Below are 21,544 nucleotides of genomic sequence, written 5' to 3' on the forward strand. Positions count from 1 at the left end.
TGCGGAAGGAGAGCCCTTTACGGGTGCCAGTGGTCGTGCCACCAGCACTTTTGTTGCAGATGCTGGCTAATTCATGGATCTCCATGCGCCGGCCGCGTGATTTGTTGAGGAGGATGCAGTAGAGGCGGGGTTTTCACGAATTGTCAGGCACCGCTGCCTCTACAAGCATATTTAGATGTTTCTTCAAATCTAAATTTCACGATCAAGCCTGATTGAGGTTGGTACTCGAAGAAATAATGACAGTGGAAAGTCCCGCCTTTCCCATCCGGACTTATAACAAAGCTTGTTGCATAACCATATTCATTTTCGATATTCCCATTGGCCAAAGATTTTTTGCTAATAGCAACTGCCCCCGATTTCTCATGGTAGTTAATAGTCTTTGTTCCAACATAAGAGTTCATTCCATCTATAAACATCTCGTGTCTGCCTTGAACGCTATTATTAAATACGCATCCTGTCATCGCCGTGGAGACGCCAAGTAAAAAAAATACAACTAAAAAAATACTGTGATATCTCTTCATGGAATTATCCTCAAAGTCGAAGCGCCGAAGCCAGGCTGACGGGGTCCAGTTTCTGAAATTCGAAAAGCACTTGGGGTGGTTGGAGGTCTGTTCGGATAGTTTAGGTTGTAAGGTGCGCCATTGACAAGCACCCATGACAAATTCGGGTTGTTAAGTGCCGCAGGTATTGATAATAAGGCTGCAGGAATCATAGTGGGAACGTTTAATACACTAAACCAGTCATTGAATTTTGGATTCGCATTAAACAGCCAGTCATGAAATCCTGCAGTTGCATTAATAAATGGGACACGATTTAGTGTTTGGCTAATTTGTCCGCCTTGCGAAAATGCAGAGTTTGGACCGTTAAATCCTATTACATTGGCACCCTGAGACACTATCGGCTGTTGTCCATAAACCGGTGAGCCAGGAGTTGTATTCACCTCATAAATGGGATTCTCAGGATTAAACCCCGGCCCCGCACTAGCTGCATACCCCACCGCGCCGTTGTAAGTAAACGCAGCCCCACTCGTAAACGCCGCATTCGTTGCCCCTCGCGAGCAGCCAATTCCCGTTATGCTGCCCGTCACGCACCCAGTCGCCGTTTGTGCCGCGACACTGGAAATACCGGTGCTGGGCAGCTCCGTGCCGACCCCAGCCGTCAGCATCGCAGCCACTGTTTGTTTGATGCTGTCGCTGCTGCCCAATTGTTTCAGCGTGGCACCAATATCGCCATTGTTGTTCACAAAGGCAATGCTCGCTTGTGTCACCAACGAGCTAAAGCCTGCGTTGATTGCCGCTCCTACTGCGGTGTAGGTTGTGACCCCTACTGCAGTGGTCGTGGCCAATGCTGCGCCTGCCACAGTGGTCGTAGTCACCCCAGCCGTGGTTGTAGCCGCGCCCACCAGGCTGGTGCCGGCCCCGGCCGTGAAGTAGGCCACCACAATCGTCACGATCACGGCGCCTTCGGGCGTCAGGCCCTGCTGCTTGTAGTCCCACTGCTCATGGGCGAGCTTGACGTTTTGGATATGAAGCGCAGCGGCCGGGTTGGTGCGGGCGAGCTCGGCTTGCTGGCGCTGCACGTCGGCGATCCAGCCCATGCCGGGTTTGCTGCCTAGCTCGCTCAAGCTGGCCGGGGTGAGGGCACCGGCCGCGCCTGCGGACCGGGCTTGTTGGATCACGACGTTCGGGGTTTTGATCGTCAGCTTGCCGTACGTGAGGTCGTTGTATTCGGCGTCGGTGCTGGTGGTGCCTTGGCCTTTGGCTTTTTGGTACACCAGGTCGCGCTGGGTGCTCTCGCGGCTGGTGCTGGTCGTGGTCTGGATGATGTTGAAGGCCAGCTTGCCGTCTCCTGCGTCCAGCTTGAGCTCGCCCGGTGTGGTGAGCTTGACGCCGGCCAGGGAGATGCCGCTGGGCAGATCCTGGCCGTCTGCTGTCTGGCCGGGTTTGCCGGTGGCCTGGATGGAGATGTTGCCGCCCGCCAGCGTGGTGGCCGCCAGCGTGGTCTGCCCGCTGGTGCCCTTGACGCCGCCGCGCGAGAAGAGGCCTTCGCTGGGCTTGACGATGCCGGCGTGAATGTTGGTCGCGTTCTGTTTGGACTCCAGCGTGGTCTCTTCACTGTTGAGCCCGCCGCTTAAATACACCTGCGCGCCTTGCAGCTTGAGCTGCTTGTCGCTGCCTGCGCTGACGTTGGAGGCGATGACGGCGAGGATGCCGTTTTGTGCGATCAGTGTGGTGGCACCGTTGGCGCTGGTGACGGTGCTACCGGCTTCGGTCGTGCTGGCGCTGGTGGCATTGCTGGAGGCGCCGCGCTTGAAGTCCAGGCTTAAGGAGTTGGGGTTGGACAGAGATCCGTTGAGCATGATGCCGGACTTCTTTTCTTGCAGGAAGTGGGACTCGGAGGTGGTATTTTGTGCGGACTCGATGATGAGATTGTTGCCGGCCACCAGGGCAGTCGCCTTGTCGCTGGTGATACTGGAGCCGTTCACCAGCAGGTTATTGCCTGCACTCATCATCACCGTGCTTGCGCCGAAGCTGGAGCCTGCGCTTTCGACCCGGTTGAACTGGTTTAAGGTCGTGGTGGTGGTGCTGGACAAAAAGCCCCTGCTTTTGAACTGATGCGCCTCGTCGAGCGTGCTGGTGTTTCGACCGGCTGTAATGTTGATGTTGTTGCCGGCAACGGCTGTCAGCGCGTTGCCCGCCTGCACGTTGGCGGCGCGGGCGTTGATGTCCGCACCGGCTTGCAAAAGAACGCTGCCTTGGGCGTTGACCTGGCTGCCTACTTCATTGCTGTGGCTGTAGCTGAGGCGGTTTTGTGCATCCCAGACGAGCATGTTGGCTTCTTGCGTTGTTACTGTGGCGAGGTTGAGGTTGCGCCCTGCCGCGAGCACCGTGGCGCCGCCCTCGCCGGCGTTGGAGATCACGCCGCCGAGGATGTTGGTATCGCGCCCGGCGCTTGCCACCAGCACGCCGCCCGGGTTGCTCACATACAGTCCGGCCACGCGGTCAATGCCGGTGCGGCTAAAGGTGTTGGCGCCTACCGCATTGCTGGCGCTGCGGGTGGTGGTTTCGAGGTTGATGTCGCGTCCGGCGGCCACTTCCAGCCGGTTGTTGGCGCTGATGGTGCCGCCGATATTGTTCAAATCGGTTCGCGCCGTCACCGACACGGCGTCGCCGTTGAGGCGGCCGGCCAGGTTGTTGAGGTTGTCAGCGCTTAAGGCGACGATGCTGCGCCCGGCGATGGTGCCGCTGTTGGTGAGGTTGCCCGTCAAATTGATATTGATTTCTTTTCCTGCCAGCAGGGCGCCGCTACCGTTCAAGTCGCCTTCACGCACGCGCACGTAGACCTGGGGCACCAAGGCCTTTTGTCGGGAGCCGTCTGCCAGGGTGACTTCTTGCTCGACCAGCCAGACGATGTCTGCTGTGAGCTGGGCCATCTGGGCCGCGCTCAGGGCGATGCCAGGGCGCAGGTTGTGGGTTTTGGCGAAGGTCAGGCCGGAGTCCATCAGGGCGCGGTATTGGGCTTCGTCGCTGCTGTAGTCGGCAAGGAAGCGCTGGCCGGTTAACTGCATGAGTTGTTCGCGGACCAGCTTTTGTTCGTAAAAGCCGTCGCCCAGGCGCTTTTGCGTGACTCCAGGGTCTAGCTTAATTTGGCTTAGCAGGTAATCACTGCCAAGCCATTGGCGATAGTTGGCAAAGCGCGGGTCGGTTTCGACCAGGAAGTTTGCTGCAGGTGCGGGGTTAATCCTGAACAGGCTTGTGTTGGGAACTAGCGTGGGTGGCGTGGTAGTGCGCACGACTTGCACGCCACCTGATGGACTGGCCAGTTTGACTTGTGTAATCGGGTTGACTTGGGCTCGGGTAAGGGCGTTGGCACCCAAGGCGGCTTGGGCTGCGCTACCCGATGCGGGCGTGATCGTGACTCTTGCTGCAAGGGAGGGGGCAACTTGTGTCAAACCGCCCGCACCATAGGCTGTATTGGCCAACCTGCCGGCGGCAGCAATGGCGTTGAATTGACCAGCGGTGCCTGCATCTGGGTTGATAGCCGCCGAATTGAATCCAGCCATCGTGGCGCTGGCGGCAACAGTACCGGTGCTGACGTTCGCTAAAACAGAAGCATTGATAGTTTCACCGCTGGCCTGTGTTGGCGTGATTTGGCTGACGGGCACACTAAGAGGCGTGGTGATGTCGTAAGGCCCGGGAACCCAGTCATCATGGGCGCGAACGCAGTTGATTTTGATGAAGCCGCAATGGCCTGTTGTTGGGTAATGCACCAGGGTGTAGGTGGTTCCCGAATCGGTGACCAGCTTGTCAGCCATTACGTCAGCGTTTACTAGTGGCGCTGCAACAATCTTTAGAAGGCCGCCTGCCACGATGTGACTATTGGCATTGACTGGATTTTGGCTGTTAAGCGTCAGGTTGCCGCCGGCCAGCAGGTTGGCAGGATCGCTGTAGGTGGCAACAGGAGTTTGAGTCGTGCGCGTGAAGACTCGGTACAGCGTCGGACTGATGTCTTCGCGCACGTTGACCTCTACGGAGGTCACCCTCAACTCGTAAGCAAAGTGTTCATTGGTATTGTTCAATTGAACCGCGCTCAGATTTAGATCGCCCAAGGCTTCAATCGTGGCACTGTTGTTGTTCAATGCGCTTGCCTGACCGCTAGCCTGCCTGTTGGCATCGAGTGTGGCGCCAATGCCCATATTGCCCGCACTGAAAATTAGCGCATGCTCGCGGTTGTTAATGGTTTGCGCGCCAATATCCAGACGCTCGCGCGCGGCGATAGTGCCCGCCCTGCCGTTCTCAAAGTCGTTGTTGACGGTCACGGCCGCTATGCTGAGGCGGTCGCCATAGATGCGGCCCGTGCCTAGGTTGTTGAGCGTGGCGGCATTGATGCGCGTGTCCTGCCCGTCAATCAGCCCCCGGTTCGTCAGCGCATTGGCTGCGTTGACTTGCGTCACCGCGCCCGTGATTTCGCCTGTCCCAGCGTTGTCGATGCTTTGCGCATTGACCGTCAAAATGTTGCCTGCCTGCAGCTTGCCGCTGTTGCTTAGGTTGGCCCCCGTCGTGATGCTGGCATTGCGGTTTGCCGTGACTTCGCCGCTGTTGTTAAAGTCGCTGACCAAAGCAATGGACAGGTCGCCACGCGACAGCACTTTGCCGTCGCCGCTCAGGCTGGATGCGTTGATCACAGTGTTTTGCCCGGCAATGAGAGTGCCAGCAGTGTTGCTGATGGCCAGCGTTTTGGCGGCAGCCAGATCCTGAAGTGAAGCGGTGTTGCCGGCGCTGATCAGACCGCCGGAGTTGTCGATGCTGCCCGAACTGGTCAGGATCGCATTGTTGTCAGCCCGGATCGCCCCCTGGTTGTTGGCAATCGCGCTGGCCGTGATGGCCACGTTTTTGGCTTCCATGCCCTGGTTGCCTCCCAGGGTGTTGCTGTTGAGGACCGTAGCCGCACTCAGGCTGAGGTTCTCTGCGCTGCGCATCAGGCTGTCGCTGTTGTTGATGCTGCCCGCTCCCGCGTCGATGCCCAAGCTGCCCAAGGCCTGGACCTGGCCACCCCAGTTGTCAAAGCCGCTGCTGCTGATGCTGACGCCGGACTGCCCCACGATTTGACCGCCTGCCGTGTTGCCTATGTTGGCGGCGGTCGCGGTCAACGCGCCCTTTGCGCCCACAAAGCCGCGCGCATTGTTGATATCGCCCGTCGCAAGCGCCATCGTGCCTTGCGACGTGATGCCGCCAGCGCCGGTGACATGCTGCGATGCATTGGCATTGCTCAGGGTTTGGCCGCTGGTGTTGACGCTCAGGGCGGTTCCGGCCTGAATCAAGCCGCCATCGTTGTTCAAGGCGCCTGTTTGCAAGCCGGCCAGCTGGCTGGCGGCGATAGTGCCCTGCGCGTTGTGCAGCGCCTGGCCGTTGGTTTGGATGCTGGCGTTTCTGCCCGCCGTGATGCTGCCTGCCTGCGCGGCACCGGTGGCCATGGCGTTACTCAGTCCGGTATTGACAAGTGTGACGTCGAGCGCAGACTGAATTTTTCCGCTGTCGTTTTGCGTGGCACCTATGCTGTTGATGGTGGCGCTGCCTTGCACCGAGGCAATCGTGCCGCGGCTGTTGTCCAGCGACGCCGCAGCAAGCGATACATCACCATTGGCGGCGATCAAGCCCTGGCTGTTGCTGAGGCCCTGGGCAAGCGCTGCATCCAAACCGCCACCCGCTGTGATGCTGCCTTGACTGTTATTCAATGCACCCGCTACTAAATTGAAGTCACCACCAGCGGCCAGTTTGCCTGCGCCGCTGTTGTCAAGCCCGGCATTGACCGAAAGGCTCAGACCAGAGGCGCCCGTGGCCTGAATCGTGCCGCCCTGGTTGCTCAGGGTTTGCCCGCTGACGCTGGTAGTGCCATTGCTGGCGATGACGCCTGCGGTGTTGTCAATTGCGCCGAGCGCGGTGAAAGTGGTCACCCCAGACCCCGTCTGAATGATTTCGCCGGAACGGTTGCTCAGGCTGGTGGCAGACAGGCTGATTTGTTTGGCGACGGTGCTGGCGTTGTCGTGGTTAAAGACGCCTGTATTGACGATCAGGGCGCCATTGCCGGTGATCTGGCCGCGTTGGTCGTTCAGTGAGTTCGAGTCGATAGCCAGCGTTCCGGTGCCTGCGTGCTCGATCCTGCCGTCGGTGTTGAGGAAACTGGCGGCGCTGAGGCTCAGGTTCTGGCTATTAACCGCGATGCGGCCGGCGCTGTTGTTCAGCGTCCCGAGGGGTGAACTCAGGGCAATCGTCGTGTTGCCTAGGCCCGTCTGGATGATTTGGCCCTGCGCGTTGTTCAGATTGGCTACGTCCAGATTCAACTGGCCGGCGCTGATCGTTCCCTGGCTGTTGACGAGGCTCTGGGTGCCCTGCGCTTTGGCGCTGACGTCGAGCGTGCCCGGGGTTGTGACAGTTGCAGCGCTGGTGGTGACGTTGCCCGCTGTGGCCGTGATGGCGATGCTGGCGGCGCTGGTCTGGCTGCCCGTCAGATCGACGGACGCTCCTGTAAGGGTGGCGCTGCCAGCGGCAAGATTTTGCCCTTTGGCAACGAGGCCGTTGGCTGTCGCGGCGCGCAGTTGACCTGCGGTGGACAGGCTGCCATCAGCCCGGATGCCTGCGCCAAGCAGGCCGGTGGCGCTGCTGTTCATGCTATCCGCGGTGATGCTGACATCTCCCTGCGCGGCAATCACGCCGACATTGCTGGCGTTGCCGCTGACGGCAAGAACCTGGTTGCCGCCTGCGTACAAACTGCCCGTGTTGATGACGTTGCTGGCGCTTGTGGTGAGGTTTGCCCCCGCATAAACGGCGCCTGCGTTGTTGCTCAAATCGCCTACCTGCAGCGTGACGTTTCCGGTCACGGCCTGCAGTGTGCCCCGCGTGTTGTCGACATTTCCACCCACCAGACCCAGGTTCCGGCTGGCGGCGAGGGTGCCATCGGTGTTGTTCATGCTGCCGCTGGTCGTGATTAGAACGCTTTGCCCGGACGTGATGCGGCCTTGCGTGTTGTCAAGGGTGCCGGTGCTGATGAAGGCTGCGTCATTAGTCTCAATGCGGCCCGCCGTGTTGTTGATGAAGTCAGTGGCCGTGATGCGGGTCTGCCCAGAACCGGTCTGAATGATCTCGCCTTGCTGGTTATTGAGGCTGCTAGCGGCAATCGTGACCTGCCGTGCGATGGTGCTGGCGTTGCGGTGATCGACGCTGCCAGCCGTGATGCTCAAGACGCCGTTACCGGTGATCTGGCCGCGCTGGTCATTGAGCACTGTGGCATCAATAGCCAGCGTCCCGGAGCCAGCGTGCTCGATCTTGCCGTCGGTGTTGGTCAGGGTGTTGGCGCTGAGCGTCAGGTTTTGACTGTTGCCGGCGATGCGGCCTTGCGTATTGTCCAGCGTGCCGGTGGGAGAACTCAAGGCAATCGTGGTGTTGCTTGCACCTGTCTGGATGATCTGGCCTTGGGCATTGTTCAGGTTGGCACTGTCGAGGTTCAGTTGGCCTGCGCTTAACGTGCCACCACGGTTGTTCAGCGTCTGCGCGTTTTGCGTTTTGGCGGTGATGTGCAGCGTGCCCGGGGTGGTGAGGGTTGCGGCGCTGGTGTTAACGTTGCTTGCGGTGGCTGTGAGGGTGATAGCCGACGCGCTGGTCTGGCTGCTGCTCAGGTCAACCAAAGCGCCGCTCATGGTGGCATCGCCCGCTGCAAGATTTTGTCCGCGGGCCGTCAGCGCCCCAGTCGTGCTCACGCTGAGGTTGCCAGCGTTGCCTAAGCTGCCATCCGATGCAATGCCCGCGCCGAGCAGGCTGGTTGCTGCGCTGTTCAGGTTGTCCGCTGTGATGGTGGTATTGCCCCGGGCTGCGATCACGCCGGTGTTGCTGACGGCTCCGCTGACAGTGAGAATCTGGCTTCCTGCGGCGTAGAGGCTGCCGGTGCTGGTGACGTTTACTGCGGTGGTACTTAGACTGCCACCGGCATAAACGCTACCCGCATGGTTGTTCAGGTTGCCAACATTCAAGGTGGTGTCGCCTTGAGTGGATTGCAGCGTGCCGCGGGTGTTGTCGATGCTGCCGCTGGCTAGGCTCAAGTTCTGGCCAGCGGCGATGGAGCCATCTGTGTTGTTCAGGCTGGCTGCGACCGTAAAGTCGGCGCTTTGCGCGGACGTGATGCGGCCTTGCGAGTTGTCAAGCGTTTGCGCGCTGATGCTGGCGCTGCCATTGCTGGCAATGGTGCCTGCACTGTTGTCGAGGGTGCCCCTGACGCTGAGGGTGGCTTGGCCGCTGCCGACTTGTGTGATCTCGCCCTGATGATTGTTCAGGTTGCCAGCCGCAACCGTGACTTGCTGGGCCAGGCTGTGGGCGTTTTGGTGGTTGATGCTGTCCGCAGTGATGCTTAGCGCACCGTTGCCGGTGATCTGGCCGCGCTGGTCATTGAGCACTGTGGCATCAATAGCCAGCGTCCCGGAGCCAGCGTGCTCGATCTTGCCGTCGGTGTTGGTCAGGGTGTTGGCGCTGAGCGTCAGGTTTTGACTGTTGACGGCGATGCGGCCCCGCGTATTGTCCAGCGTGCCGGTCGGCGATGAGAGCAAGATCGCCAGGTCGGTATTGCCGGTCTGGACGATCTCGCCAGCCATGTTAGACAGGTCGCGCGCCTTCAGGCTCAGTTGCTGGGCTGCAACGGTTGCGCCATCGGTGCGCACGGTCTGCGCGGCACTGATCGCCAGCACGCCCTGGGTGCTGATGCCGGCCTGGCTGGCGTCCATGTCGCCGGCTGCGGCGCTCAAGGTGAAGTTTTGCGCGGCGAGTTTGCCGCCGGACAAGTCAAGCCGGGCACCGGAGACCTCGGCGTTGCCGCCGGCAATCGTTTGGCCAATTAGGGCCACGGCAGCAGTGCCGGAGACGATGAGGTCGCCGCTGGTCCTGAGGGTGCCGTCAGGATTGAGGCCGGCTGCGATGACGGAGCCCTTGCTGGCGCTGATCTGCGCGCCTGCGCCGGTGGCTTGCACGCTGGTGTTGCCCTGCGCCGCAACCAGACCGGTGTTCGTGATGCCGTCAACCGCCGCCAGACCGGTGTTGCCATTGGCATAAACGGTGCCGCGGTTGGTAACGCTGCCGCCGGTATTGATCTGCGCATTGCCGGTGGCCTGAATGCTTCCGATATTGGTCAGCCAGCCATTGGCTTGCAAGACAACGTCGCCTGCGGTGGCTCCTATGACGCCGCCGATGCGCATGCCCACGCCGGCTTCGGTCCCGATCAGCGTGATCTTGCCGGCGTACATGCCGCCCAGGGCCGATGCGTCCAGCGCGAAGGCGGGCGCGGCACCAGTGCCTGCGACCGGCGTGGCGCTGGTTTGCGCCGCGTCTATCTGGTTGGCACCTGTGATGACTTTAAGTTCGTTGGCCAGTATCTGGCCATTGACTTCGACGGCCCTCGCCAGAATGCTGGTGTAGTCGGTCTGACGCGCATCGAGGCCGGCCCCGTTAATGGTGACCAGGCCGCGCTGCACCACATAGCCGTCGAGGTTGCCGCCCGACACAGACGCGGTGCCGGTGGTGATCGTGGCGCGGCTGGCGTTGATAAACCCGGCGCCGTCAATGTTCACGCCAGCCGGGTTGGCGATGATGACTTCGGCTCGGCTACCGGCCACTTCGACAAACCCGCGCAGCTGGCTGGGGTTGCTCGAATTGACTTCGTTGAGAATCACCCGGGCGCTGCCGGTAGCCAGCCAGGGGTTGCCCTGTACCCAGCCGCCAAGCTGCGTTTGCGTATTGGTACGAGAATTGTTGAGGACAGCGCCGGTGGCATTGACGTCAAACTGGCCGTAGGTGTTGCGTGAAACACCGGCTGCGCTAGGCGTCTGGATATTGACCAGGGGCAGACCGTTTGCCGTGTTCAAAACGGTCGGTTGCTGATTGCGCGGCGCGTTGGGATCGGCCACGATCTGCGCGTGCGCCATTGAGGTCAGCTGCAACGGCACACCCAGCAGACACAACACGGCGAACGCAAGATGGGCCAGGCGGCCGTAGCCAACTCCTGCAGGCGCGAAACCAACTGTTGGGCGCGATCCTCGTGTCGCTCCATTGGCTTTACCTGCACTGGTCGCCGTTTCCTGTACGACCATGCGCAGGCCGCGCGCTGGGTTGAAGATGATGCGGTGCAGGTGCTTGTTCATAGAAGGGCTCGATGTTGAGATTCGGAAACTAAAAGCTGTAATTCAGACTGAAACCGGCAGTCACGGAAGCAGTTTGAAAGCCAGCGGGTTTGCTGAGTGATTTGCCCAGAAAGAGGTCGTACTGAAGATTTTTAACGGCGCCACGCACACCGAATACCGCACCGGCCAGGCTTTTGCCGAGCAAAAATTCACTGCTTGGCCCGCCCACCCTGCCGTAGTCCAGGCCGATATAAGCTTCCTGTCCGCTTGCACCCAATGCGCCACTTAGTTCATTGCGAACCAGCCAGCCACGCTCTGCCGATAGCGAAGATTCGCCGTCAAAACCGCGCACGGTGTAACGCCCGCCAATGGCAAACCGGTCTTGCGGTGTCAGGCGGGTGTGGTTGAACTGGGTGCGCAGAATGCCGGTGTATCTGAAGCGCTGGTCAAGCGCTTTGAATGGCGCATTGAGGGTCACGTCTGCCGTGGTGATTTTCATGCGCGAGGTGCCCTCGTCAAAGGCTTCTTCGGGTGCAGGCTGCGAACCGAAAGCACCGGTGCCGCGCTTGTAAGCCAGATTCATATCCAGGGTTCCCGCGCCGATGAATTCGCGGTGATTGACGCTCGCCTCAAAGCCGCCGACTTTACGGCGCTGCACTTCAACCTCGGTGTCGTCAATGAAATTATTCGAGGTGCGCTGGAACGCCCGCAAAGCAAGCGTGGTCTTGCGCGCAGCATCGCGGTAAACCAGTCGTGACAGTTTGGCCTCCACGTTGCTGCTGGTGCCGCCGTACATATAGGTCTGACTGGCACCGGCCACTGATTGACGGTAGCGGCTGTTGCTGACGGTGGTGCCCAGCAGCCAGTAGCCCAGCGGCACCGAATAATGCGCCGTGTTGCCACGGGTGCCGCGGTCCCCGTACGAGCCGCCGCCCAGGTCGCGATTGAGCGAGAGATACAGTAGATCGTTGAGCGTCCACCAGTTGTCGTAAGACAACGTCATACCGCCCTGATACTTGCCAGTTGCTTTAGAGCCGCTGTCGTCTGCGCTCAGTGAGAGCCTGAAAGGAAACGGTTGTTGATGGCTGATCACCAGATCACTTTGCCCTGGCTGAGCATCAGGGCCGGCCGCCGGCTCGATCTGAATGTCGGCTTCGGCCGTCGGTACACGCTTGAAATTCTCCAGTGCCTGCTCGATATCGCGCAGGTTGAGGATGTCGCCAGGCCTGGCCGGCACTGCGTTCCACGCGTTACCGCGGGCGCCACTGCCTGGCGCAAACCGGATAGCCTGAATGCGACCAGGAATAACCGTGAGCGCCAATACGCCGCTTTGCAAGTCCTGCGGCTCAGCCAGGATGCGGGTGGTGACATAGCCGCCTGCGATGACAGCATTTTGTACCCGCTTGATCACAAGGCCTATGCCTTCAGCGCCAAGGCAGCGTTCCAGTGGAGAGTCGCTTCGGTCGGGGCCTGCCGCCGCATCCAGCGCCCAGGCGAATGGGTAAGCCGAGGTGGATTTATCGCTGGCGGCAGACTTGAGCGTGAGTTGATGAATCACAAAACAGGGTGACTCAACTCTGGGCAATTTTCCGGCTTCGGCTTCTGGAGCCTTGGGTAACCTCACGTCTGGTCCGCGCTCTTGCTGCTCGCGTAGCGCGCGATCGCGCTCTTGCACACGGCGCTGCTCTTGCGCATCGCTGCTTTGCGGAGCCAGCACGATAGCGGGCAGGGGAGGTGGCTGAGGTGCGGATTGAGCGCGGGCGTGTCCGGCAAAAACGAAAACGGCGAGGCCAATCAAGAGGCTGGAAGCACTGAATTTTCGGCTTGCGTGGTTTGCTGTGCGCGCTGGCACATGTTGGGCTATTGCACCCGACGCGTCATGTTTTTCGGGCAATTTCGCCTTTTAGTGTTAACAAATATTTCTAAATGTATCGATTAAAATGGCGTCGAAGTTCAAATCCAAAAATAAAATTTCAGGTCATATTTGCCACATTTTGAGAGTGCGGATGTTTTCATCACAGTTCGCTACAGCAATAAATGTGCGATATGTAATATAAAGTATCAACTAGCCTGTAGCGATTCGGAAATCCGTGAAGTGGGCGTCACGATAAGGCTCACCCGAGGTTCCGGACTTTGACCGGTGCTTGCTCTGCCCGGTCAGGCGTTCGTTACGCATCGCCCGGGCAGCGAATCCGGCAGGGATGGCTTGGGGAAAGTATTGATTTCTCAAACCTTGCTGTAGCTGCCCCTGCGCCCATCAGCTTGTCGCCCTGTATCTTTCTTGACTGGCTTGCCCAGTCGCTGCACACCGTGGGGAGTGTGAGGGAGGGCTGGTTCGACGTCAGGATGCTATAAAAAAAATAGCTGATTGCGCCCGTCATTATTGGGCTGCAGGCTATTTTCTTGTAGAAACTGGCGAACGGGCGGAAGCGGTTGTTACAGCACCTTGCTCAGAAATTTGCGCGTGCGCTCTTCCTGCGGCCGGTCAAAGATGTCGGCCGGTGTTCCTTCTTCGACCACCAGGCCCTCGTCGATAAACAGCACACGATCGGCCACTTGGCGGGCAAAGCCCATCTCATGCGTGACGACCACCATGGTCATGCCTTCTTCAGCCAGGGCTTGCATGACGGCCAGCACTTCGCCGACCATTTCCGGGTCCAGCGCCGAGGTGGGTTCGTCAAACAGCATGATGCGCGGCTGCATGGCCAGCGCCCGTGCAATCGCCACGCGCTGCTGCTGCCCGCCCGACAGTTGGTTGGGATAGGCGTCAATCTTGTCGATCAGCCCGACTTTGTCGAGCAGCTCCTTGGCGCGCAGATGCGCTTGTGCGGTGGTCAAGCCGCGCACCTTGGTGGGCGCCAGCGTGATGTTTTCCAGCACGGTCTTGTGCGGGAAAAGATTGAAGCGCTGAAACACCATGCCGATTTCCGAGCGCAGCGCATCGACATCGGTTTTAGCCTCGTGCACTGAAACGCCATGCACCAGCACCTCTCCGCCCGAGGCGTCTTCCAGGCCGTTAAGGCAGCGCAAGAACGTGCTCTTGCCTGAGCCCGAAGGCCCAATCACACAGACCACTTCCGAGGCTTTGATGGCGCAGTCAATGCCGCGCAGCACGGCAAGCTGGCCAAAGCGCTTGGTCAGTGCCTTAACGCGTATCACCTCGTCCATAACGATCCTCCAGTTTCTTCACGACGTAGGCCAGGCCCAGCGTCAATACCCAGTACATCAGTGAGATCGTCAGGTAGGGTTCCCAGTAGCGCGAATAAGCACCTGCCACGGTGCGCGCGGCATAGGCCAGCTCGGCCAGGCCAATTGCTGAAACCAGTGAGGAGTCTTTCAGCAGCGCGATGGCGTTGTTGCCCAGCGGTGGCAGCATTCTGCGAAATGCCTGCGGCAATATGACGTGGTACATGGTGCGCGGAAATGACAGGCCGAGCGAGCGCGAAGCTTCTACCTGGCCGCGGTCGATCGACTGGATGCCGGCGCGGAAAATTTCGGAAATATAGGCACCCGCGTTCAGCGTGAGCGCCACCACGCCCGACAAAAAGGCACCGTAGTTTTGCTTGATGTTGCGCGCCGCTTCGCCCGAAATCAGCAGGCCGTCGGCCTGGTTGATAAACAGTGGCAGCACGGCAAAGTGAATCAGCAAAATCTGCACAAACAGCGGCGTGCCACGAAAAAAGCTGACAAAAACTGTCGCCGGCCAGCGCAAGGCGTATTTGCAAAGCTGCCTGGCCGGGGCGCGGCGCGCTTCAGCCAGATTGGCCAGGCCAACCGCCAGACCCAGCGCCGTGCCTTGCACAATGCAGATCAGCGTGATCAGGACGGTCATTTGCAGGCCCTGCCAGAACAGCCCTGCATACTGGGTAATGATGTCGGCGCGAAACCAGCCGAACCAGAGAACTTGATCCATAACCGGTGTACTCAGGACTTAATGGACTGGCAAGGCGGGCCAGCGTGGTCTTCGGCCAGCAGGCGTTTGCGGCTGGTGCGCGCGCTGGCCGGAGCCGCGATTTTTTGAGGAAGGTTCATGGTTGCGACTGCCAGATCTCGGGGTGGCGTGAAAAGGGTTGAAACGAAACGCGTTAAAGCGCGGCAACGGAAGTGCGCCAATGGTAACGCCTGTAAGCGCGCGCACGCCTTCGCGCTGCTTGGGCCGGGCAGGCGTGCCAAGGGCCGCATCCGCCATGCCCGCACGCTGGCCGTCCCGGCGCCCCGCGGGAAGCCTTGTGTGCTATAAAAAATGTAGCTGTCTGCGCCCGCTGCCTTTGGGCTAGCATCGCTTTTAGGGTATTAATTGGGTGGAAATTCGGGGAATTCCTGTTGTAATGGTGTTCAGACGTGCTGCATCATGCTGGCGTGCCGAGCACTTCTCTGTGCTGCTCAAGGTGGTAGCTGCTCCTGTCGCAGCGATCTGAAAAATGAAATGAGACCATCGTGAATTTGACGACACTGCTAATGACGGGCCTGGACGTGGCCATAGGCCTGCTGCTGGGCGCTTTGATTTGCGTGTGGTGGCTGCGGCGCAAAGCCGGCGTCGAGCTGCGCTCTGTCGGCAAGTGGCCGCTGGGCCCACGCGGGCTGGTGACCACCCATGAACACGAAGTTTGGACCTGGCTGCGCCACACCTTTCATGACCATGTCGTGCTGGTGAAGATACCGGTGCAGCGTTTCACCACGCCGCTTGACCGGGGAAATGGCAAACGCGGCGGCAGGGGCCAGGCACAAAGTAAGCAATTGCTGGAGTTACTTACTGGGATTTATACGACCTTCACCGTCTCCACGACCGACGGCAAAGTGGTGGGTTGTGTCGATGTCCCCGGCAAACGCGGGCTGAGCCAAGACGATTTCGAAGTGAAGGAAGCCTTGCTGGCAGACTGCGGCATTGCCTACACCGTGGTTCGCGGCGTCCAGCTGCCCACCAGCATTGCCATGCGCGCTGCCTTTCTGGGCGAAAGCGCGGTCGAACAAGTGCGGGCGTTTCGCGAGACGCGCGGCGGAGACAGCAGCTTTAACGCAGAAGTAGATGCCTTTACCCGGCAGAAGATGAAAACAGCCAAACTCGTAGCGCTGAAAGAACTCAACAAAGACGAGCAGCAGCGTATACCCGCAGCACTGGACCGCAAGGCCGGCGTTGGCGCACAAGGCGCCGTCCCGAACAAGGCTGACCAGCCGGACCGGCTTGCCGTGCAATGGGAAGACTCTTTCATTCATCCGGCTGACACGCGGCCAGCGCGGCTTGAATAAAAACGCTGTGGCGCGCCCTGGCCGGCAAGTTCACCCGGGCGCCTGCGTTCCTTCTTTTTCAGGCGCGCCGCGATGAGTCGTCTCGGTCATACCCGCGACAAGATGTACAAGACGCTGGCGCGCCAGCTGCACGGTATGGTGCCCTGCTGGGTCTGCGGCCAGCACGTCACACCCGAGGCCGCCACGCTGGAGCACATTCAGCCGCTGAGCGAGGGCGGCAATAGCCACGCCGAGAATCTGGCCATCAGCCACGAGCTCTGCAATGGGCAGAGACATGCGACCGGTCTGGTTCCAGCATCAGCGTCTCCCGGCCAGGTCAGGCGCAAGGAAGCAGATCCGGCGCCAATTGCCTGATTCCATTTCTACTTCAATCCGATAAGCGGCTGTGGCCTTGGCGTTCAGACCCGCGCACGCGTCATGCGCGTGAAGGCTATTTCAGCACTTCAAGCAGCCGGTCCAGCCCGCCTTCGTCGATAGCGACCATCGCCTGGGCGCGCACCGTGGGCTTGGCGTGGTAGGCGACTGACAGCCCGGCCACGCCCATCATCGGCAGATCGTTGGCGCCGTCGCCTATGGCAATGGCTTGCTGCGAGGTAATGCCAAGTGCTGCGCAGGTTTGCAGCAGCATCGTGCGTTTTTCTTCGCCATCGCAAATGTCGCCCCAGGGCTGGTCCACCATGCGCCCAGTCAGCAGGCCGTCCCGCGTTTCCAGCACGTTAGAACGGGTGTAGTCAATGCCCAGCTCGTCGCGAATGCGGTCGGTGAAAAAGGTGAAGCCGCCGCTCACCAGCAGCGTCTTCAGGCCGGCGGACTTGCAGGCATGCACCAGTTCAGCTGCACCGGGGTTCAGCCTGAGGCGCCGCTGGTAGACCTCTTCCAAGCGCGCCACGCTGACGCCTTTGAGCAGCGTAACGCGCTGGCGCAGGCTGTCCTTGTAGTCGGCAATCTCGCCGCGCATGGCGGCTTCGGTGATGGCGGCTACCTCTGCCTTGCGGCCTGCGGCATCGGCAATTTCGTCCACGCACTCGATGTTGATGAGCGTGGAGTCCATGTCAAAGGCGATCAGCTTGAAGTCGCTGAGTTTGAGGTCTGGCGTGGCGATGTTGATGACCAGGCCGGAGGCGGTTTCGATAGGAGTCATAGGTAGTTCACTATTATTTTGATAGCTGCTTGCGCCCGTATTTATTGGGCTAGAGGCTGTTTTCAGCATCTTTTTCAGTAGAAAGCCAGTTTGCGACCCGCAAACCCGGTACCCGGAGAAATTTGGCATCGGCGCTCACCAGAATGGCATTTATGGCCAGTGCGTGCGCGGCAATCAGGGCGTCGTTGGGGCCTATGGGCTGGCCGATCGCTTCAAGGTGGGCGCGCAGACGGGCGTAGTGCAGCGGTACGCTGTCGGTGAGCGGAAGTATCTGCAACCTGGCCATTTCAAGATCGTAAGCGGCTTGCAGTTGGGCTGAAGGCCGCTTTGTCAGGCCAAGCACCAATTCGCGTTGCACGACTACGCTGGTACACACACAAATTACTTTGCCACTTTGCATTGCCAGGCGGCCGCGCTGTGCTGCCAGGCTGCCTGCGCCCTTCATGAGATCGCTGATGATGTTGGTGTCAAGCAAAAAAGGGCCTGATGCCATGTCTGCAGCCCCGCTCACAGCACGATGTCGTCAAGCGAAAGCAGGCCAGTGTCTACGTCGGGAAACTCCTCGTCGCAGGGCCCTAGTTTGGCGATTTCGTCAAGGGCCTGCAAGAAAGCCTGCGGTGACCCCCGGGGGTACTCCACGGCGACGGGCTCTATGACCAGCGTATTGCCTACCTTTCGCATCACCGTTTCGGTTCCGGCCAACTCAAACTCGCGGGGAATGCGCACGGCCTGATTTGCGCCATTGCGAAACAGGCGCGCATGGCGCTCTTTTGCGTCGTTGGGTGTTTCAGCAGTGTGTGGTGGTAGTTTTTCAGAGGCGTGAGGCATGGTGCTTCTCCTGAAATATGGCTGCCTGCGGCCTAGCATAGGCTAAAGCCTATGCCGTCACTTCCACAGCTTTGGGTTGCCCCAGACTACGCAACACATCCCGCACCATTTGCGCACGGTCCTTGGGGTTTTCCAGCGCGCGCTCAATGCGCAGCTTGTCGTTGCCGGCCAGTTTGATGTGCCGGTTTTTCTGGATCAGCTGCATGATGGCCAGCGAATCGATGGGCGGGTCTTTCTTGAAGGTGATCGTGATCGCCCCGGGCGCCGCATCGACCTTGACCACGCCATACGGCCGGGCAATGACACGCAGGCGGTGCACGTCAATCAGCGTTTGCGCCTGCGGCGGCAGCTTGCCGAAGCGGTCGACGATTTCCTCCAGCAGCGCATCGATCTGGTCGGTGTTTTTGGCGGTGGCCAGCTTTTTGTAGAAGGACAGGCGCAAATGCACGTCGCCGCAAAAGTCGCTAGGCAGCAGCGCCGGTGCGTGCAGATTGATCTCGGTGGTAGCGCTCAGCGGCGACAGCAGATCGGGCTCGCGGCCGGCCTTGAGCGAGGCCACCGCTTCGTTGAGCATCTCGTTGTACAGCTGAAAGCCTATTTCCATCATGTTGCCGCTCTGGCTTTCGCCCAGCACTTCGCCGGTGCCGCGAATTTCCAGGTCGTGCATGGCCAGGTAAAAACCCGAGCCGAGTTCTTCCATTTGCTGGATGGCGTCAAGTCGCTGGCTGGCCTGTTTGGTCAGGCCTTCAAGGTCGGGCACCATCAGGTAGGCATAGGCCTGATGGTGGCTGCGGCCGACGCGGCCGCGCAGCTGGTGCAGTTGCGCCAGGCCGAACTTGTCGGCGCGGCTCATCACGATGGTGTTGGCGGTCGGCACGTCAATGCCGGTTTCAATGATGGTCGAGCACAGCAAGAGGTTGTAACGCTGGGCGATAAAGTCTTTCATCACGCGCTCCAATTCGCGCTCGGGCATCTGGCCGTGTGCCACGGCAATGCGCGCCTCGGGCAGCAGCTCTTCAAGCTTCTGGCGTCGGTTCTGGATGGTTTCGACTTCGTTGTGCAGAAAATAGACCTGCCCACCGCGCTTCAATTCGCGCAGCACGGCTTCGCGGATCACGCCGTTGCCTTCCGTGCGGACAAAGGTCTTGATGGCCAGGCGGCGTTGCGGCGCGGTGGCAATCACGCTCAAGTCGCGCAGGCCTTCGAGCGCCATGCCCAGCGTGCGTGGGATCGGCGTGGCCGTCAGCGTCAGCACATCAACCTCGGCGCGCATGGCTTTCATGGCCTCTTTGTGGCGCACGCCAAAGCGGTGCTCTTCGTCAATGATGAGCAGGCCCAGCTGCTTGAACTTCACGTCCTGGCTTAACAGCTTGTGCGTGCCCACCACAATGTCGACGCTGCCGTCGGCCAGGCCCTTGATGGCGGTGCTGATTTCCTTGGCCGAGCGAAAGCGGCTCATTTCGGCAACCTTGACCGGCCACTTGGAGAAGCGGTCCACCAGCGTCTGGTAATGCTGCTCGGCCAGCAGCGTGGTGGGCGCCAGCAAGGCCACCTGCTTGCCGCCAATGATGGCGATGAAGGCGGCGCGCAGGGCCACTTCGGTTTTGCCAAAGCCCACATCGCCGCAGACCAGCCGGTCCATCGGGCGCGGGCTGATCATGTCCTGGATCACCGCATGAATGGCGGCGCGCTGGTCCGGGGTTTCCTCAAAACCGAAATCATTGGCAAAAGCTTCATAGTCGCCCGGTGAGTAGCGAAAGGCGTGGCCTTCGCGCGCGGCGCGCCGGGCATAGATATTGAGCAGTTCGGCGGCCGAATCGCGGATCTGCTCGGCCGCCTTGCGTCTGGCTTTTTCCCACTGACCGCTACCCAGCCGGTGCAGCGGCGCTTCTTCGGCGCTGACGCCGGTGTAGCGACTGATCAGGTGCAGCTGGCTGACCGGCACATACAGCGTGGCACTGTCGGCGTATTCCAGATGCAAAAATTCCTGCAGAAGCGGCGTGCCATCGGGATTTTTCCCCTGGCCCAGGTCCATATTGATCAGCCCGCGGTAGCGGCCAATGCCATGGGCGCTGTGCACCACCGGGTCGCCAACGTTGAGCTCTGACAGGTCCTTGATGAGCGCTTCAACGTCGCTGACCTGCTCTTGCCTTTTGTTGCGCCGGCGTATGGTGACGCCGGCGGCAAACAGCTCGGTCTCGGTGACGAAGTCAATGCCTTCTTCCAGCCAGCTGAAGCCGGTGTTCAGCGCCGCCGTGGCGATGCCGAGCATTTCGCGGCTGGTCTGGAAATCTTCCAGCGAATCAAACGCCGGCGGGCTGACATTGCTGGCGCGCAGGAAGTCGAGCAGGCTCTCGCGCCGGCCATCGCTTTCGGCCAGCAACAGCACGCGGTGCGCGGTATTGCGGGCGTGCTTTTTGAAGCCGGCCAGCGGGTCTTCGGCTCCGCGCTGCACCGCCATTTCACCGAGTTTTTGAAACTGGGCATTGTCGGGAACATCTTCTATAGAGGCACGCAGCGCCAGCTGGGCGTAGCCGTTGGCGCGTGCGTAAAACTGCTCGGTGCTGAGGAAAAGCGATTCGGGCGGCAAGGCCGGGCGATCAGGTGCGTCGCGTACCAGCCGGTAGCGGTCTTTGGTGTCCTGCCAGAAGCGCTGAAACGCGGGCTCCAGTTCCCCGTGCAAGACGACCGTGGCCTGGCTGCCAAAGTAGTCAAACACCGTGGCGGTTTCTTCAAAAAACAGCGGCAGGTAATACTCGATGCCCGCCGTGGCGACGCCATTGCCCATGTCTTTGTAGATGCGGCTTTTGGTCGGGTCGCCCTCAAGCAGTTCACGCCAGCGGCTGCGGAACTTGGCGCGGGCATCGTCGTCCATCGGAAACTCGCGCCCAGGCAGCAGGCGCACTTCGGGCACCGGGTATAGGCTGCGCTGGCTGTCGGGGTCAAAGGTGCGGATGGAATCGATCTCGTCGTCAAACAGGTCAACCCGGTAAGGAACCTGGGAACCCATGGGGAACAGATCAATCAGGCCGCCGCGCACCGCGTACTCGCCTGGGCTGACGACCTGCGTGACGTGGCTGTAGCCGGCCAGCGTAAGCTGGGCTTTCAGCCGCGCTTCGTCGAGCTTTTGCTTGACCTTGAACTGGAAGGTGTAGCCCGCCAGAAAGCTGGGGGGCGCCAGCCGGTACAGCGCGGTGGTCGCCGGCACAATGACGACGTCAGCGCCGGTTTCCTTGTCGCGCTGCTGGATTCTCCAGAGCGTGGCCAGCCGCTCGCTAATCAGGTCCTGGTGCGGCGAAAAGGTGTCGTAGGGCAGGGTTTCCCAGTCGGGAAACAGGGCGCAGCGCAGCTCGGGCGCAAAAAAGGCAATCTCGTCCATCAAGCGCTGTGCGGTGCTGGCGTCAGCCGTGATGATGGCGGTGAGCTTACCGGAGGCTTTTTCGCGTTGCCCCAGGCGGGCCAGCAGCAAGGCATCGGCTGAGCCGGCCGGCTGGGGCAGGGTGTAGCGTTTGCCGGATACGAGTGAAGGTAATTGCATGGGTTAAGTGCGCCGTCAGGAAATCAGGATTTAGCCAAAGCAGGCGGAAAAAGCCAAGCACCCCAAACCATCTGGAGTGGGGTGCCGTCGGGTGCTACTTCCTTGGCTTCAAGCCCCGATTTTAGAATCTATG

At 60.2% G+C, this 21,544-nt stretch carries 11 protein-coding genes; 2 read left to right on the forward strand and 9 right to left on the reverse strand.

Translation table 11 applies throughout. The features are described from left to right. Nucleotides 1–143 precede the first annotated feature (143 nt). The 5 genes from HHJ18_RS12985 to HHJ18_RS13005 all read right to left on the reverse strand — a co-directional run bounded on the left by HHJ18_RS12985 (nucleotide 144) and on the right by HHJ18_RS13005 (nucleotide 14,570). Nucleotides 144–521 carry a hypothetical protein gene (locus tag HHJ18_RS12985; RefSeq protein WP_296915912.1) on the reverse strand — a complete coding sequence of 126 codons (378 nt, stop codon included), beginning with the start codon at nucleotides 519–521 and terminating at the stop codon, nucleotides 144–146. Further along, entirely contained in the window at nucleotides 518–10,678 is a 10,161-nt protein-coding gene (locus HHJ18_RS12990; RefSeq protein ID WP_296915913.1) for a filamentous hemagglutinin N-terminal domain-containing protein, read from the reverse strand. Before HHJ18_RS12990 ends, HHJ18_RS12985 begins: the two co-directional genes overlap by 4 nt. A 28-nt stretch (nucleotides 10,679–10,706) precedes the next feature. Next, nucleotides 10,707–12,374, reverse strand: coding sequence for a ShlB/FhaC/HecB family hemolysin secretion/activation protein (locus HHJ18_RS12995; RefSeq protein ID WP_296915915.1), 1,668 nt, complete (start codon nucleotides 12,372–12,374; stop codon nucleotides 10,707–10,709). 719 nt (nucleotides 12,375–13,093) lie between these two features. Further along, nucleotides 13,094–13,825, reverse strand: coding sequence for an amino acid ABC transporter ATP-binding protein (locus tag HHJ18_RS13000; RefSeq protein ID WP_296915916.1), 732 nt, complete (start codon nucleotides 13,823–13,825; stop codon nucleotides 13,094–13,096). Beyond that, entirely contained in the window at nucleotides 13,803–14,570 is a 768-nt protein-coding gene (locus tag HHJ18_RS13005; RefSeq protein WP_296915918.1) for an amino acid ABC transporter permease, read from the reverse strand. The genes HHJ18_RS13000 and HHJ18_RS13005 overlap by 23 nt, the downstream gene beginning before the upstream one ends. A 524-nt stretch (nucleotides 14,571–15,094) precedes the next feature. Between HHJ18_RS13005 and HHJ18_RS13010 the strand changes: the two genes are divergently transcribed. Both HHJ18_RS13010 and HHJ18_RS13015 read left to right on the forward strand, forming a co-directional pair. Further along, a complete protein-coding gene (locus tag HHJ18_RS13010) occupies nucleotides 15,095–15,904 on the forward strand; it encodes a DUF2726 domain-containing protein (RefSeq protein ID WP_296915920.1) in 810 nt (269 codons plus the stop codon). 72 nt (nucleotides 15,905–15,976) lie between these two features. Next, on the forward strand, nucleotides 15,977–16,258 hold the full coding sequence (locus tag HHJ18_RS13015) for an HNH endonuclease signature motif containing protein (protein ID WP_296915922.1): 282 nt from the start codon (nucleotides 15,977–15,979) through the stop codon (nucleotides 16,256–16,258). A gap of 76 nt (nucleotides 16,259–16,334) precedes the next feature. Here the strand turns inward: HHJ18_RS13015 and serB are convergent, their stop codons facing one another. Genes serB through mfd form a run of 4 tightly spaced genes read right to left on the reverse strand, consistent with a single transcriptional unit; the run spans nucleotide 16,335 to nucleotide 21,411 of the window. Then, nucleotides 16,335–17,045 (reverse strand): phosphoserine phosphatase SerB, encoded by a 711-nt coding sequence (serB, locus tag HHJ18_RS13020; RefSeq protein WP_296915923.1) that lies wholly within the window; start codon nucleotides 17,043–17,045, stop codon nucleotides 16,335–16,337. Between the two features lie 49 nt (nucleotides 17,046–17,094). Next, nucleotides 17,095–17,538, reverse strand: coding sequence for a PIN domain-containing protein (locus tag HHJ18_RS13025; protein ID WP_296915925.1), 444 nt, complete (start codon nucleotides 17,536–17,538; stop codon nucleotides 17,095–17,097). Nucleotides 17,539–17,552: 14 nt separating this feature from the next. Next, nucleotides 17,553–17,873, reverse strand: coding sequence for a virulence-associated protein VapB (locus HHJ18_RS13030; protein ID WP_296915927.1), 321 nt, complete (start codon nucleotides 17,871–17,873; stop codon nucleotides 17,553–17,555). A gap of 49 nt (nucleotides 17,874–17,922) precedes the next feature. After that, the gene (mfd, locus tag HHJ18_RS13035) at nucleotides 17,923–21,411 is read right to left on the reverse strand and encodes a transcription-repair coupling factor (protein ID WP_296915929.1); all 3,489 of its coding nucleotides are present in this window, start codon (nucleotides 21,409–21,411) and stop codon (nucleotides 17,923–17,925) included. Between the last annotated feature and the right edge of the window lie 133 nt (nucleotides 21,412–21,544).

Source organism: Polaromonas sp. (assembly GCF_012927455.1).
Classification (GTDB): Bacteria; Pseudomonadota; Gammaproteobacteria; order Burkholderiales; family Burkholderiaceae_C; genus Polaromonas.